The following is a 17772-nucleotide window of genomic DNA, read 5'->3' as shown; positions in this document are numbered from 1 at the left end:
GCGATGCCGAACTCGATGCGTGGGCTTTTTCTTTTGGCGTGGGCCGGTCAAATCATTGCGAGCTGGGCCGAGCAAGGTCCGCGCAATCGGTTCATTCGATCGAACCGAACTTCTTTCACCCATCGCTTCATTTTGTCGGTCACCGGTGCCGACATTGGCTGATGTGCGCCGCAATCGCGACCCGCGTGGGTCCAAACCAGCGACGACACACCCGCGAGCCAATAAGTTGCGTCCCCAAGGAATCGGTGATCGCACGGCCCGTGGGCGATAGCGATGGATCGCGGCGAATCTATACCCGGATCCATCTCGTGTACCAGCCAACCGCCCGACGCAAAGACGTGCCGACGATCGTCGGTCTATCGTCGCTGCTGTTGGTCTTGTCCGGTTGCTGTGGGTCATTCAGCGCGACATGGATCCCGGTCAAAGTGATGCCGGCATCAACCGATGCAACGGTTTGCTTGGTCCCGTGGAACCGAGCGTCGACAGATTCCGAATGTGATCAAGCGGGCAGCCTGGATGCGATCCGCAAGACCTACGATCGGGCGGTTCAGATGGAATCGGACTGCCAGCCGCATTGCGTCGACTTGTACTTCCAAGTCGCCACCGCGACGTTGCCGTTTGATGGGCCGTTACCCCAAGGAACGTTTAACGTTTGCGGCGGTCACGCCAACTACGGATGTTCGACCACGGCGTTTGGCCGCGACCTTCATAAATCCGCTCTCAGCCGTCTTGTCCACAGCGGGCAACGTTTTGGACGTTTCGATCCCGGCAAACAGTTGACCGTGCACACCGGATCGCAAGTGGTGCATCTTCCGCTGCATCGCGATGGCTTTTTGTGGCGGCCCGGCGATTTCCGTTACTTGCGGTTGGTCGGTGATTACCGGACCGACGCGATCGATCCGTTGTATCGCACTGCTGGTCGCGGCGTCCCATTGGTGGTCGAAACCGCGCGAGGCGATGATGATCCCCTGGTGATGCCCAACGTTCCCTTCGCGGCAACGCTTTGCATGACCCGATCCAACGAAGACCAATCGTCCGTTCGATTGACGCTTCACGATCCATTGCGATCTTCACAACGCCCCGGACGATACCGATGCAATGATGCGCAACCAGAATCGAACGCGATTGATTCAACGGACATCGCCACCGATATTTCCGCGCCGCTGGCCTATCGGTTGAGCCAACGCAGCGGAACCAGTCTTGGCAATGTCACCTCGCTTAGCGATTCAACCGGGCCGTGCCGCTTGGCTGCGATTGAGCCGTACCAGCCTGGAAAGATCCCGGTCGTCTTCATTCATGGTTTGGGATCCAGCCCAGCGACCTGGGTGCAAATGGTCAACGCGCTGCGTTCGCATCCCGACTTGATATCACGTTTCCAGTATTGGGAATTTGAATATCCGCGAGGCTTGCCGTATCCAACCGCGGCAAGAAAGCTGCGATCTGAACTGATCCGTGTTCGACACGCCATCGATCCCGACTTTACCGACGATGCATTGTCCAATTGCGTCGGCGTGGGGCACAGCTTGGGTGGATTGATTGCCAAAGTCATCTCCACGACGCCCGACATTGATCAGGACCCTGCTTGTCGCATCCGTCGTATCGTTCATATCGGGACGCCGCATCGTGGTGCGGTGCCGTCCAACCGGGCCCTTTCGATCTTGGTCGATGGTGTGCGTGCGCTGCGTGGAAACATTCCCCAGGACCACGTGCCCGGATGCCCACATCGGTCAAACAACATCGACCTGACGATTGTGGGGAACCCGTACTTGGTCGACCTGAATGGCACACCGCCGAACAAAGGCATCGTCACCCATTCGATCATTGGCGATCGTTTCGGGAATTGTGTGGGTGAACCGTGTGACGGCATCGTGACCGTCGACAGCGCACGAGATTTCTACGCAGTGTCTGAACGGATGATCCACACACGTCACTCCATGTTGAATAAGCACGCCGAAGCCATCGAAGAAGTCATCCGCATCTTGCGGCTTCACCGTTTGGAATTGCAATCGTGTCCGGCTCCGGTGCTGTTGCATGCACCGTTGATCGCCCCCGCCAGTCTGTCGATCGTTTCCGACAACGAGAAGATGGAAACCTCTTGTCCAGTCAGTCTGAATCGTTGGAATGGCGTGTCCAGAAGCCATCGAAATCTGGCTGATTCAACATCAGGCGATCAGGGCACCATCAAATCGACAGTCGCACCTTTTTTGTCCAGCACCACCGATGTGACGCCGGATGCCGTGGACGAAGTGACCGAATCAACGTCGCCCACCGACAACTGATAATCCCCCATGAACCCACGGACCGTTGCCGAACCATCAGCCTGGGTCACCACCATGGTGTCGGTCCACCACTGGTTGCGAACCAAGTCGACAAACACGTCGCCGGCCGGTTTGCGTGACCAGTCGCTACGCCAAAGCGCCGCGTTGGGTTTCCAATGCTGATTTTCCCAAAAGCCCCACATCACGATCGCGTCGATGTTCGGATGGCTGAACGATGCGATCATGACATCGCGCAAGTAATCCGCTTGCAAGGCTTCATCGGTTCCCGTGTCGACATCCAGTTCGGTCAACTGTAGATGGGGACAAAGTTTGGCGTAGCGGTCCAATAGGGCCAAGATATCGGGAGGCGATGTCAACGATGCAGAATCAAAGTGTCCCATGAATCCGACCACATCGGGGGCTTGGCCGTGCTGGTTCAGATTTTCGATGACCGCTCGATAGGCATCACGGCGGCTGCCGCCGGGCAGAATCTGGCCTTCATTGATCGCGTGCCGCAGCGACGGAGCCAAGCGTCGTGCTTCCCGCATGATGTCGACATCGATCTGCATGTCGCCATACAGCTGATGATAGGTTTGGCCGAACCCGACAACATGATTGATCGTGTCCCATTCGTCGACGAACGATTCGGTGGCCGGCAGAATGTCCTGCATGTGTTTCCACAGCCATTGCTTGTGTGCGTCCACGTCGTCGACAAAGTCTCGCTGGATCGGCGGGCTGTTCATCGATCCCCATCCGATGTAGTGGCCGCGTATTGAGATTCGATTCTCTTGCAGCCATGGAACGGTGGAGTTCAAAAGGACTTGTTGTCGGCGATACAGATCCGACTTTCGATCCCCAGGATCTTTACCCCATTGCCAGACGTGTGGGCGCAAGGCGCCTTCGAACGTGACCCGTGTGAGATACCTTTGGACGATTTCGCGATAACGCCGCGCGTCTTCGATGGTCGTCGGTCGACCGCGAGAATCGCCGCGGATGTAGCGTTGAAAGGGAAAGTCCGACGCGTCGCCGCCCAACAACATCGAATTGACGGCCGAGCCAAAGGGAAACGAATGACGCTGTTGCCGGATCCGAACCTTTTGTCCGGCCACCGGATTTCCGTCAGTGTCGATGACGCGAATGGTCATGTCGGCTTTGCGTATCCGGTCGATTCGTTGTAACGCCTGCGTTCGCCATTGGGCGTCATCGTCACGTCCAGGGTAGGTGAACTTGGACGTGGGCAGATCACGTACAGGGATCGTGGAACCGTAGTTGATCAGCCTGACCGCGGCGAACTGCAACGTCTGAGGCATCGATGCGACGTGAATGACGACTTTGGTCTGGTCGACATCGTGATCGACCGGTGCGACAAACGGGTAAGCGAAACGCTGCCACTGGGGTCCCGCGTTGAAGGGATACCTGGTTCGATCGTCTTCGCCGTGGGGTTGGACAAACAAGCCGGCGTAGCCCGTGCTGCTTTCGTTGTCGGACGCCACACAGCGAGCATCGAACATCAGCAGAACTCGATCTCCCTTGGCGATCTTTCGTTGCAAGGGGATCGAAACCTGTGCATCCCAGGCTTGGGGACTGGAACGCGGCACGACGACTTCGAAAACACGGACATCGTCACGTCTCCCCGCTTCTGCCGTCGCCGGGGATAGCCAGCGGGCGGACGCTTCGGGCAGACGGCCGTGGCTGAGGGTGGTCAGTGCCGGATCATCGAAAGCCAGGCAGTCTTCGCCGTCCGCCGGCGCGGTGACTTGCCGATCCAACATCGTTTCAACGCTCGTTTCGGCACCCGCCATGTCACGGATCCACATCGTCATCAACAGGCAATAGACGATCACGATCCAGAACGGGATGCGGATTCGATGATGGTGGCGGGACATGACCAAGGCCTTGCATTCGATGGCGGGTTGGGAGGGTGGAAAGACCACGATGGGGCGGACGGCAGTGACGGCCAATTCCGCCGGCCGATTTTGACAACCGGACGAATCGTTACCAACATCGCGATCCGAACAACGATCCGTCCAAAACCCTGTCGGATCCGACAGGGTTCACGATGCTACCGAATCGTGTTGTGCGTATTTTGGTTGATCCGTTTGCTCAAATCGACCGGAACAATCGTCGCAGATGGCGCATGATCCCAACCATGTTCCGTGCGGGCGAAACCAGGCCAAGGTCCGACAACAGCGGACCCGCATCTGTGTCGTAGCGTTTCCAGTGATGCCGCCACCCGCGCGGCGAGTGTTCACTTGAACCTTCGCGAAATCGCTATGAACCGCACTCCCGACACGACCGGAATATGGCAGACGATTGTCAGCCACGGAGAATCCGTGTCTCGACGCGGCCGGCGGTACCTACAGCGGACCCAGTGCCGGTTGGGCTTGTGGTGGGATCGCAATCGCGCCGAACCCGGCTTGCCGCTGGTTCGATCCAGCAGACCACAGATTCACCGACCGGTCCTTGCCCCGATGACCGCGCTGGAGCCGCGGATCCTGTACTCCGCCACCCCACTTCCCGTCATGCCCGATGCGGGTGTCGACCCGACGGAAATGGTCGTCGAAGTCGCCGAAGTCCAGTCAACGACCGACGGATCGGCAAGCGGCATCGACAACACTTCATCCGAATCGATCCATGACCTGGCCCAATCGTCGGGCGAGCAGATCGTGTTCGTCGATTCCAGCGTTTCCGATTATCAAACGCTAATCGGCGATTTGGCCCCGGAAACGCAAGTGTTCGTTCTGGATGGCGATTCCGATGGCGTCGACCAGATCACTCGTATTTTGGACGGTCTGCAAGACGTTGGTTCGATTCACATCGTTTCACACGGTGAAGACGGCACGTTACGTCTGGGCAACGCCGTGCTTTCGGCCGACCGGTTGGACGCTTATGCGGGCACGTTGTCGTCCTGGGAAGATTCGCTGACGTCCGACGCCGACATTCTGTTGTACGGATGTGATTTGGCTTCCAACGCCGACGGACGCACGCTGATCGAATCGATGGCCACGCTGACCGGTGCCGACGTCGCCGCCAGTGATGACGACACCGGACACCAAGACTTCTCGGGCGACTGGGAACTGGAATACTCGACCGGCCGAATCGAAACGGACGTCTTTGCCAGCCAATCCGTTCAAGACGATTGGAAAGGAAAGCTGGCGACGATCACCGTCGACACGTTTGACGATGTGGTCGCGTCGGACGGTTTGACGTCGCTGCGTGAAGCCGTCCAGCAAGCCAATGCCGACGGCGGCAGCAATCAAATTGTCTTGGGCGGTGGTACCTACACGCTGGATGATTTTGCCAACGGCACTTTGACGATCACCAGCGACATCACGTTCATCGGCGTGTCGGCGACGGATACCCTGATCGACGCCGACGGTCTGGGCACGCGACCGTTCACGATTCAATCTGGATCGGACGTTCTTTTCCGAAGCCTGTCGATCACCGGCGGGGTTGCAGATCAGGGCGGGGCGGTCATGTCGCTGTCGGGGTCCTCCCTGACCATGCGAGACGTCGAACTTTATCAAAACCAAGCGTCCCAGTTCGGCGGTGCGATTCACTCCGCCGGCTCGCTGCAGTTGCAACGTGTGACGATTGCCGAAAACTCCGCGGGCGAAAAAGGCGGTGCGATCTATATCAACGGTGGAACTGGGGATCTGTCCAACGTGACGATCAGCGGAAACGCGGCTCACCAATCCGCCGGCGCGATTCTGAACTACGGCGGCAATGTCACGCTGACCAACAGCACGGTCGCCGACAACAGCACCGGCATCGACAACGAAAACGCCGCAGTCACCCAGTTGAAGAACACCATTCTGGACAACGCGGGACAAAACGCCGCCGACACGTTGACCAGCCTTGGATACAACATCGACAGCGACGGATCAGCCGGCCTGTCGGGCACCGGGGACCAAAACAACGTTGACCCAAAACTGGGTGCCCTGGATCACTATGGTGGCGGCGTTCGGACGCATTCGCTGCACAGCACCAGCACGGCCATCGACAACGGCAACTCCGCGGGAGCGGTCACACTGGACGGTCGGCGTTTTGCAAGAGACACCGATATCGACATCGGTGCCTTCGAGTATCAAGCCCAAATCCACGTCAACCAAACCACATCGGGCAACCAAACGACTGATGGCGAAGACAAAGGAGTCGCGCAAGCCGTCGATATCGCGGCGGATGGATCGTTTGTGGTTGTCTGGTCATCTGAAGGACAAGACTCATCAGGCTACGGCGTCTACGCCAGACGCTTTAATGCCAACGGGATCGCGCTGACCGACGAAATCTTGGTCAATCAAACGACCGCAGATTTTCAAGGCTGGGCGATGGTGGCCAGCGAAGCCGACGGTGACTTTGTCGTGACTTGGACAAGTTCCAATCAAGACGGAACGGATCGCAGCGTCTACGCCCGACGCTTCAATGCCGACGGCACAGCAAAGGATGGTGAATTCCGAGTCAACACTCACAACTCCGATTCCCAATTAGCATCTTCCGTCGACGTCGATGCGGGGAACGACTTTGTCATCACCTGGTATGGAAGCGGACCGGAGGGCTACGGCATTTACGCCCGTCGATATGCCTCCGATGGCAATGCATTGGATGCTCAAGAATTCCGTGTGACCACCGGAGCCATTGTTGTTTCTCCTGACCCGATGGTCAGCACCAACAGCAGCGGGCAATTCGCCATCATTGCCGAAACCACCGGAAATATTTACGTCAATCGATACAACGAAGACGGCAGTCGAATCGGCAGCGAAATCGGCGTTGAGACCAACATCCTGAGTGTTGCGGACCAAGCGGTGATCGCGTTGCACGACGACGGTTCCTTTGTGGTCGGCTGGCATCAAAACAATGACATCTATGCGCGACGCTACAACGCATCGGGCAATCTGATTGGATCCCAATTCACGGTCAATTCCACAACCGCCGGTCCACAATCCGAAGTTTCCCTATCGATGGACGATTCAGGTAACTTCATGTTTACCTGGACCGGCGAAGGAACGGGCGACACCGATGGCGTGTTCGCACAGCGTTACGATGCCTCGGGCAACGCGTTGGGCGGCGAAACGCTGATCAACTACACGACCACTGGAAATCAAAGCCGGGCATCGGTCGCCATGCTGAGCCCGACGCAATACGTCGTCGTCTGGTCGGGCGATGGTCCCGGTGACACCGACGGCGTTTATGCGCGTATGATCGGTCCCGCCTCAGGCGAAAACACCACGCCCAATCCGGATGCCGGTGGTGCCTATACCATCGATGAAGGTGAATCGCTGACCCTGGACGCATCATCGTCGTCCGATCCCGACGGATCCATCACCCAGTATCAGTGGGACCTAAACCTGGACGGCGTGTATGGCGACGTGGTCACCGACAGTCCCACCATCAGCTGGGCGGACCTGTCGACCTTGTGGGGGATCGACGATGGAGTGGTCGCCGGAACCGATTACGTCATCGGATTGCGTGTGACCGACGACAGCGGCGACTATCGAACCGACTTTGCGACCGTCACCGTGACCGACGTCGCACCGGAGATTCACGCGACGGGGACCACCACCGTGGAAGCCGGCGAAACCTATACCCTGTATTTCTACGCATCCGACGACGGCGATGACACCATCACAAGCTGGACGATCAACTGGGGCGACGGTCATATCGACACGGTCGCCGGAACCGAATCGACCGTTTCACACGCCTATCATCAAAACGGTGGCTTCCACAACATCCTGATCAGCGCCACCGACGAAGACGGAAATTGGCACGCCGCGGGCAGTTGGGTGACCAGCAGTGCGGCCAACCCGAATGACGCGGTCTATGAAATCGACACGACCACGGGTCTGGTCGTCGGGGGACCGATCGGCGGAACTCAGCTTTCCAGCCCGGGTGCGATCGCCGTCGGCCCCGATGGGCTTTTGTATGTGGGATCCTTTGGATCGCAAACGGTGCTGCGGTTTGACCCCGAAACCGGCAGCATGGTCGACACCTTCGTCAACGATAACAATCTGAACCAGGTCGCGGGAATCGCTTGGGGTCCCGACGGAAACCTTTACGTCGCCAGCCACGGAACCGGTGAAATTCATCGCTATGACGGTGAAACGGGTGCACGCATCGATGCGTCCAACGCGCCATTCATCAGCGGATTGTCGGGACCGATCGGACTAGTCTTTCACAACGACGGCAATCTGTACGTTTCCAATTACAACAACAACACCATCCATCGCTACGACGCCACAACAGGTACTCCTGTTGGCGGAGCCAACTTTGTTTCGCCGGGCACGCTGGACGGCCCGGAATTCATGGCGTTCGGCAACGACGACTATCTTTACGTCGCCTCCTACAACGACGACAGCGTTTATCGGTTTGACGAAAGCGGCAATTTGGTCGACGCGGGCGCGTATATCAGCGGTGGCGGCTTGGACGGCCCGGTTGGAATTTCGTTCGGTCCCGATGGATTGCTGTACGTCACGGGCGAAAATTCAAGCGACATTCGTCGATACGACACCAGCGGCCCCTCCGCCGTTTTTGTTGATGTCTATACCGACAACGCATCCGCATCCGACTTCCGCACGCTGGTGTTCACGCCATCGCACCAGGTCCAGGTCACCGAATCGGGCGCCAGCGGCAAACTTTGGTTCAGCAGCACCGGCAACGGCAGCACGACGACACTGCCCAGCTGGACCAGGGGATCGGTCGTCGAATTCGGCGGCAGCGGGCTGTCTTTTGATCCGACCGGTGATCCCGCCGATACCACCGCGGGTGAGTTTTCCGAGGTCTTTGACATCGACTCGTTTGCCAGTGGTGAAGACGTCGACGGTCTGCACTATGTCGAAAAAGCCATCACCATCGGCGGCGACAGCTATCCCGCGTTTGACTTGCAAGCCGGTGACGTGCTGTTTAGCACCAAGGGCAGCCCGACACTGACCAGCACGAATTCCATCACCGTTGGCAAAGAGGACGTCGTCGTCTTCCGCCCGGATTCGCCCGGTGACTACAGCAGCGGTACGTTCACGATCCTTTTGGAAGACCCCATGGGTCGCGATTTGCGGGGCATCAGTCTGGTCGAAAATGACATGGAATTCGCCGACGGCCAAACGCTGGCGGCCGGCACGTTCGTCTTTGTCACCAGCGGTGGCAGCCAAGACAGCAACGTGTACTACTACCAAGTCGACGACGTGGGCGAGGCAACGACCGCCGGCACGTCCGGCTTGCTGATCAATGGGGCGGACATCAACATCAGCGACAAGCTGTACGGCGTCGAAATCATCGAAAAGACCACGACAATCGGCGGACATACGTTCCAAGAAGGCCAAATCTTGTTGGCTTTGGATTCCGCCGGTAGCGTTGGTTCCAATTCAGTCGATATCGAGACGACCGACATCTTCGTCTTGGACGTGACGCAAACGGCACTGGCTGGAACCACGCAAGCCACCGCGACGAAACTGCTGGACGGCAGCGACGTCGAACTTGGCGACAGCAACGAATCCATCGATGCGATCGCGCTGCTTCGCGTGGCCAATCGCCCCACCGATATCCAAATCAGCAACGACAACATCGACGAGAACGTCAACACCAGTGGCGGCCACGTCGTGGGAACGCTGTCCGCCGTCGACCCCAGCCTGACGGACACCCACACATTCGACGTTGTCGGCGGAAGCGACGAGTCCAAGTTCTCGGTTTCGGGATCCAATCTTATCCTTGAAGACGGAATTTTGGATTACGAATCCCAAACGCAATACAACGTCGTTGTGAAGGTCACCGACAGCGACGGCAATGAATTGCTGAAAAGTCTCACGATCGACGTCAACAACCTGAACGACGTCGTGCCGGTCGTCGATGCGAACCAATCTTTCAGCGTCTCGGAAACCGCGAATGTTGGAACTTCACTCGGTTTCATCACGGCGACCGACCCCGATGGCACGCTTCAAAACTGGATCATGTCCTCGGGTAATGATCACGGTCTGTTCGGCCTGAATTCCAGTACGGGCGAACTGACGGTCGTCAACAACGTCAACTTGGATCATGAGTTCCAGGCCACCTATACCCTGACCATCATGGTCCAAGACGGCCAAAACACATCATCGTCCCAGACCGTGACGGTCAACGTCTTGGATGCCAACGACACGGTCCCCGTCATCAATCCTGGGCAAACGTTCGCGGTTTCCGAATCGGCACCCAATGGTACTGCGGTCGGAAACGCCACGGCCACTGATCCGGATGGAACGTTGCAAGGCTGGACGATCACCGCCGGCAACGGCGATGGCATCTTTGCGATCAACGCCGGTAGCGGCCAAATCACGATCGCCGACAACTCCAACCTGGATCATGAGTCCGCTTCCAGCCACACGTTGACGCTGCAAGTCAGCGACGGAGCCAACACGTCCGCGACGCAAACCGTGACGATCAATGTCATCGACGTGAACGATGTCGTGCCGGAGATTGATGCCGGACAGACCTTCAACGTGGCTGAAAACGTCGCCGATAATCATGTCGTGGGCACCGCCACGGCGACCGACAGCGACGGAACTTTGCAAGGCTGGACGATCACCGACGGCAACGGCGATGGCATCTTTGCGATCAACGCCAGTAGCGGCCAAATCACGATCGCCGACAACACCAACCTGGATCATGAATCGACCGACAGCTACACGTTGACACTGCAAGTCAGCGACGGGGCCAACACGTCCGCGACGCAGACGATCACGATCAATGTCACCGACGTCAACGATGTCGTTCCGGTCATTGATGCCGGTCAGAACTTCACCGTGGCCGAAAACGTTGTCGACAACCACGTCGTGGGCACCGCCACGGCAACCGATTCCGATGGAACACTGCAGGGCTGGACAATCACCGCCGGAAACGGCGACGGCATCTTTGCGATCAACGCCAGTAGCGGCCAAATCACGATTGCCGACAACACCAACCTGGATCATGAATCGACCGACAGCTACACGTTAACGCTGCAGGTCAGCGACGGAGCCAACACGTCCGCGACGCAGACGATCACGATCAATGTCACCGACGTCAACGATGTCGTTCCGGTCATTAATGCAGGTCAGACCTTCACCGTGGCCGAGAACGTCGCCGACAATCATGTCGTGGGCACCGCCACGGCAACCGACAGCGATGGAACCCTGCAGGGCTGGACGATCACCGCAGGCAACGGCGATGGCATCTTTGCGATCAATGCCAGTAGCGGCCAAATCACGATTGCCGACAACACCAACCTGGATCATGAATCGACCGACAGCTACACGTTGACGCTGCAAGTCAGCGACGGAGCCAACACGTCGGCGACACAGACGATCACGATCAATGTCACCGACGTCAACGATGTCGTCCCCGTCATCGATGCCGGTCAGACTTTCACCGTGGCCGAAAACGTCGCCGACAATCATGTCGTGGGAACGGCCACGGCCACCGACAGCGACGGAACGCTGCAAGGCTGGACGATCACCGCCGGCAACGGCGATGGCATCTTCGCGATCAACGCCAGTAGCGGCCAAATCACGATCGCCGACAACAGCAACCTGGATCATGAATCGACCGACATCTACACGTTGACGCTGCAGGTCAGCGACGGAGCCAACACCTCCGCGACGCAAACCGTGACGATCAATGTCACCGACGTCAACGATGTCGTGCCGGTGATCGATGCCGGCCAGACCTTCACCGTGGCCGAAAACGTCGCCGATAATCATGTCGTGGGAACCGCCACGGCGACCGATTCCGATGGAACCCTGCAAGGCTGGACGATCACCGCCGGCAACGGCGACGGCATCTTTGCGATCAACGCCAGTAGCGGCCAGATCACGATCGCCGACAACTCCAACCTGGATCATGAATCGACCGACAGCTACACGCTAACGCTGCAGGTCAGCGACGGAACCAACACGTCCGCGACGCAAACCGTGACGATCAATGTCAGCGACGTGAATGAAGCCGCAACGGGAACGCCCGGCATCACGGGATCGGCGATGACTGGCCAGACTTTGTCCGTCGACATGTCATCCGTTTCGGACCCCGAAGGCATTCAGTCGGAAGCCTTTCAGTGGTACGCCGACGGCGTCTCGCTGATCGGTCAAACCGGTTCGACGATCACACTGGACGCCACGCACGTCGGCAAGGCGATCAGCGTCTCGGTCGTGGTCACCGACAACACCGGGAACACCGAATCCGCTCTGTCCAGCAATCCAACGACGCCCGTCGGCCTGACCAACGCTGCGCCAACCGACATCGTTATCAGTGGATCCCAGATCCAAGAAGGTGTTGACGGCGATGTCGTGGGTGCGATCTCGGTGGTCGACCCCGATGTGATCGACACACATGTCTGGTCGGTCGACGACGGTCGCTTTGAAATTGCCGCAGGCCAGCTTCGTCTGAAGGCGGGCCAATCAATCGACTACGACGTTGAAAGCACGCTTTTCTTGACCGTATCGGTGACCGACCGGGGAGGTTCCGGAGCCACCTACACCGAAACGATTCGCGTGGATGTCCAGGAATCGTTGATCATCCTGCCACCGGCTTTGACGCTGACGAGCGAACCGGACCCGGATCCCGAACCGGCCGATGCATCGGAGGACCCGGGCGAATCCAATGAATCCGCCGATGCGGAAGAAACCGCCGAAGAAAAAGCTGACGAGGCCGAGACAGCCGAAGCCGAATCTTCCGACAGCGAGTCGTCCGATTCCGACTCGGTGTCATCCCAGGCGATGATCCGTCAAGACGACGGGGCTACAGCCAACCAGAGCGGCGACGGCAACGCGAACGGTGCCGTTGTCGATGTTCTGCAATTGCAGTTCACCGATGCCCAAACCAGTGGCGACGTCCAGCGAACCAACGTACGCGGTGACGGCGATTCTCGCGGATCCAGTTCCGACAATCCGAACGGCGATGGCGATGAAAACTCGTCGATCGATTTCGCGCTTGCATCAACACTGGGCGGCGAAACGGAAATGCGGCAATGGAAAGCGATGGACCAGTTACGTGACGACCTGCTGGGCGACGTCCAGTACGAATCCATCGTGGTCGGCTTTGCCGTATCGACGGCCGTCGCTGTCAGCATCGGACAAGCGGTCTGGGTGGTCAACGCGGGCTATCTGGCCAGTTCGGCTTTGTTCGTGTTGCCAGCGTGGCGAACGTTGGACCCGCTGCCCGTCCTGGACACGATGGACGGAAAGTTTGATGACGACGATGAATCGCTGGACAGCATCTTGGACGACCCCGCCGATGCGGGCGAATGAAACACGGGAAAACAACAAGCACGGGATGATCGCAACCGCACGTTGTGATCGGGAATTTTGAAACGGTCTTTGACTCATGTTACCCAAGCTATCGACACGGGCGCGGTTATCGTTTGGCCTTTCCATGATCGTGGTCAGCGTGATGCTGATGGCGTTGGCCATTGGAATCCTGCCCGATCATCAGATGACCGTCATGAAGGGTCGTTGCGCCCTAAGCGAATCACTGGCTCTGCAAACGCGTCCCCTGATTTTGCAACGCGAATTGCAACAGATGCAGCGATTGCTGGAAGCCATCACCAACCGCAATGACGACGTCTTGTCTGCGGGGCTTCGCCGTAGTGACGGCGAACTGGTGGTCAGCGTCGGCGAACACCACCAACTGTGGAACCGCAATCTGACGCAAAACGACGATCGCCAAGTCTATGTGCCGCTGCATACCGGCCAGGACGAACAATGGGGCCAATTGGAATTGACGTTCCAGCCCGTCCGCCAAGCGGGCATCGCCGCGTTGGTATCCCATCCGCATTATCAATTGGTTGCGGTCGTCGGTGTGCTGTCGTGTCTGTTGTTCAACGGATACCTGTGGCTGATGCTGCGGCAAGTGGATGCGAAGAACGTGGCGCCCGAGCGGGTTCGCGAAGCATATTCGAAGATGGCCGACGGCGTCCTGTTGGTGAACAAAGACCAGCGGATCATTCTGGCCAACGAATCGTTCGCGGGTTCGGTGGGCCGATCGGTGGACGAACTGATCGGCAAACGACTGAACCAGTTGCCGTGGTTCTTGGTGCACGAAAACGAAGACAGCCTGGACTTGGAAGCGGAACTGGATGAACAACAGTTGCCTTGGGTGCGTGCGATTGACGGCGAAGAAATCAACCAAAGCATCGTGCTGGGTTGTCGGATCCGCGACCACATCCAATCGATCTTCACCGTCGGATGCAGCGTGTTTCGCGACGAAGGCGATCAACTGCGCGGGATGCTGATCAGCTTTTCCAACGTGACCGAATTGGAACAGACCAAGCGTGAACTGAATCTGGCGAAAGAACACGCCGAATCGGCCAACCAGGCGAAAAGTTCCTTTCTGGCCAACATGAGCCACGAGATTCGTACACCGATGAACGCGGTGTTGGGTTTCACCGATATCCTGCGTCGCGGCATCGAAAGCGAACCGACCAAGCAGCAGAAATACCTGAACACGATTCACGCCAGTGGGTCACACCTGTTGTCGCTGATCAACGACATCTTGGATTTGTCCAAGGTCGAAGCCGGTCGCATGGAAGTCGAATCGATCGAGTGCCATCCGCACACGATTGTCGGCGATGTTTTGCAGGTCTTGTCGGCGCCCGCAAAGAAGAAAAACTTGAAACTGGACTTCGAATGTCTGGGACCGATCCCGGCGACGATTCACAGCGACCCGTCACGGATTCGCCAAGTCTTGTTGAACTTGACGGGCAACGCGATCAAGTTCACCAGCGAAGGTGGCGTGACTATCCAAGTGCAATTGGATGAAACCGGACCGCATCCGCTGTACGAGTTCCGTGTGAAAGACACCGGCATCGGGCTTTCCGATTCGGCGATGCAAAAGATCTTCGATCCCTTCAGCCAAGCCGATTCGTCGACGACGCGCAAGTTCGGCGGGACCGGTTTGGGATTGTCGATCAGCAAGCGATTCAGCGAAGCACTGGGCGGTGACATTCGCGTCGAAAGCGAAATCGGCGTGGGCAGCACGTTCATCGTGCGTGTCGCGGTCGGTGATATCCAAGGCGTCGATCGCATCGAACCGACGTTGGACGACTTGGACATGCACCACGACCGTGCCGATGCTGGAATCGAACATCTGCCGGCGCTGAACCTATTGGTCGTCGACGATGGCGAAGAAAACCGTGATTTGATCTCGGTCATCTTGGAACAAGCGGGGGTCGATTTCGTCACGGCCGTCAACGGCCAAGAAGCGGTCGATCTGGCCAGCCAACAATCGTTCGATGCAATCCTGATGGACATGCAAATGCCCGTCATGGATGGATACACCGCGGCCGGTACGCTGCGGAAAGCGGGCATGACGTTGCCCATCGTTGCGTTGACCGCCCATGCGATGCAGGGCGATGCGGACAAGTGTTTCGAAGCCGGGTGTTCGCACTTCTTGACCAAGCCGATCGACATCGACCGACTGTTGGGCTTGCTCAGCGAAATTGCCGCCGAACTGGGCATCACCCGACGCAAGGAAATTGTCACACCCGCCGAACCCGCGGTTGCTCAGGGAACACCCTTGGCGACCGATTCGGATTCGCAGATCCAATCCAAGGCCGCCGACCACAGCGACATCATGGCCTCCACCGGCCCGATCGAAACCACGTTGCCGATGGCCAATCCCAAGTTCCAAGGCATCGTTCGCAAATTCACCGATCGTTTGAACGCGTCGGTCGATGCGATCGAACAAGCGTGCCGCGATCAGGATGCCGAATCCTTGCGATCGCTTGCTCACGGCCTGAAGGGAACCAGCGCCAACTGTGGTTTTATGCCGGTGTCCAAGGTCGTCGCGCAAGTGGAACAGTGTGCCAAGGATAGCGATATCGAATCCGCCGAATCGCTGATCCGCGACCTGAAGACATTGGCGTCACGTGTCGTCGGCCCCGACGCACCGGCGCCGGAAGGATCCTCCGTCAAAGCGACACCCGCGCGGAAAACCCCGACGCGATCTCGTCGGGCAATGACGGAAGAAGAAATGATGTCGCTGGACTTATCACTGGACGTCACCCCGCGGAAAAACCCGGCCACGGACCCCGCGGAAGCCGCCGAAACGCCCCCCCGCTAAAGACCTTAAACACCGCACAAACCGACACACCTTTTGCACGAAACCGAAAACAACGCCGTCCAAAATCGGACACACCTTGTTCTGACCTAGGGTTTAATCGGGGAGCCGGGCTACCCACAGCAATGCTCAAGACGAGCACCCAGGGCAGTCAAACGAACACTGATAGTAAAAGAACGAATGAGCACGTCGACCATTACCGAATCGAACTTGGCTGCCGCAATGATGCCGGCTGCCGTTTCGAACGGTTCGATCGAAATGCCGCACGTCGACGATCTGTTGATCGAACACGCGCCGCGAGACGCCTGCGTGATGATCGTCGATGACGAAGAGATCAACGTCGACGTGGTGCAGACGTATCTGGAAGACGAAGGGTTCACCAATTTCGTCACCACGACCGATTCGCGTGACGTGATCAACCAGGCGCACACTCATTCGCCCGACCTGGTGTTGTTGGACATCAACATGCCCCACGTCAACGGCCTGCAGATCCTGCGGTCGATGCGAATGGATCCCAAGCTGAAACGCATTCCCACGGTCGTGTTGACGGCGGAAACGGCCGGCGACACGAAACTGATGGCACTGCGATTGGGCGCGACGGACTTCTTGGCCAAGCCGGTCGACCCCAGTGAATTGATCCTGCGAATCGAAAACGTCTTAGCGGCCAAAGTCTATTCGGACTTCCTGCAAGACTATTCCAACAGCTTGGAACACCAAGTCCGCGAACGCACGGCGGATTTGGAACGATCACGATTGGAAGCGATCCAGTGTCTGGCCCGTGCCGCCGAATACCGCGACGACATGACCGGCCGTCACGTGATGCGGGTGGGGCGTTACAGTGCGATCATTGCAAAGGCCTTGGGCTTTACCGAAGACCAGCTTCGTGATTTGGAACTGGCCGCTCAGCTTCACGACTTGGGCAAGATCGGGATCTCCGACACCATCCTGAACAAGCCCGGCAAGCTGACCGACGAAGAATACGACGTGATCAAGACGCACTGCCAAATCGGTGTTCAGATCATCAAACCGATCGAGCACGATGGGTCCAGCGAAGCCGCCACCATCCAGCACGCGATGTCCGGCGGAACCACATCACCGGTTCTGGACTTGGCGTCAGTGATCGCTGCGACGCACCATGAAAAATGGAACGGACGTGGGTACCCCTACGGATTGCGCGGCGAAGACATCCCGATCGAAGGCCGCATCGTGGCGGTGGCCGACGTGTTCGACGCGTTGACCAGCAAACGCAGCTATAAAGACGCCCTGACGCCGGTGGAAAGCATCAAGATCTTGGAAGAAGGACGCGGTGAACACTTTGATCCCGCCGTCTTGGATGCGTTTCTTGCCAGCGGCAAGCTGATCATGGAAGCTTGGCGGAATCTGAGAGACCAGGATTAGCCGACGGTCCCTGGTCGGCGTGACCATCAACCGCCTGGGCCCCGCCGGTCTCCGGTGCAACGGC

General features: G+C 58.1%; 5 protein-coding genes. 4 read left to right on the top strand and 1 reads right to left on the bottom strand.

From position 1 onward, the window contains the following. Positions 1–308: 308 nt before the first annotated feature. Complete coding sequence (locus HFP54_RS15005; protein WP_168565749.1) at positions 309–2279, top strand: esterase/lipase family protein; 1971 nt, start codon at positions 309–311, stop codon at positions 2277–2279. Here the strand turns inward: HFP54_RS15005 and HFP54_RS15000 are convergent. Next, entirely contained in the window at positions 2171–4144 is a 1974-nt protein-coding gene (locus tag HFP54_RS15000) for an endo-1,4-beta-xylanase (protein WP_168565748.1), read from the bottom strand. The genes HFP54_RS15005 and HFP54_RS15000 overlap by 109 nt on opposite strands. A 387-nt stretch (positions 4145–4531) precedes the next feature. Here HFP54_RS15000 and HFP54_RS14995 point away from each other — a divergent pair, with 387 nt between their 5' ends. The 3 genes from HFP54_RS14995 to HFP54_RS14985 all read left to right on the top strand — a co-directional run bounded on the left by HFP54_RS14995 (position 4532) and on the right by HFP54_RS14985 (position 17708). Then, entirely contained in the window at positions 4532–13501 is an 8970-nt protein-coding gene (locus HFP54_RS14995) for a cadherin domain-containing protein (RefSeq protein ID WP_168565747.1), read from the top strand. Positions 13502–13625: 124 nt separating this feature from the next. Next, positions 13626–16313 (top strand): hybrid sensor histidine kinase/response regulator, encoded by a 2688-nt coding sequence (locus HFP54_RS14990; protein ID WP_168565746.1) that lies wholly within the window; start codon positions 13626–13628, stop codon positions 16311–16313. Positions 16314–16490: 177 nt separating this feature from the next. Beyond that, entirely contained in the window at positions 16491–17708 is a 1218-nt protein-coding gene (locus tag HFP54_RS14985; RefSeq protein WP_146413187.1) for an HD domain-containing phosphohydrolase, read from the top strand. Positions 17709–17772: the final 64 nt, after the last annotated feature.

This window comes from Crateriforma spongiae (assembly GCF_012290005.1).
Lineage (GTDB): Bacteria > Planctomycetota > Planctomycetia > Pirellulales > Pirellulaceae > Crateriforma > Crateriforma spongiae.
This window is presented reverse-complemented; position numbering and strand designations above follow the sequence as displayed.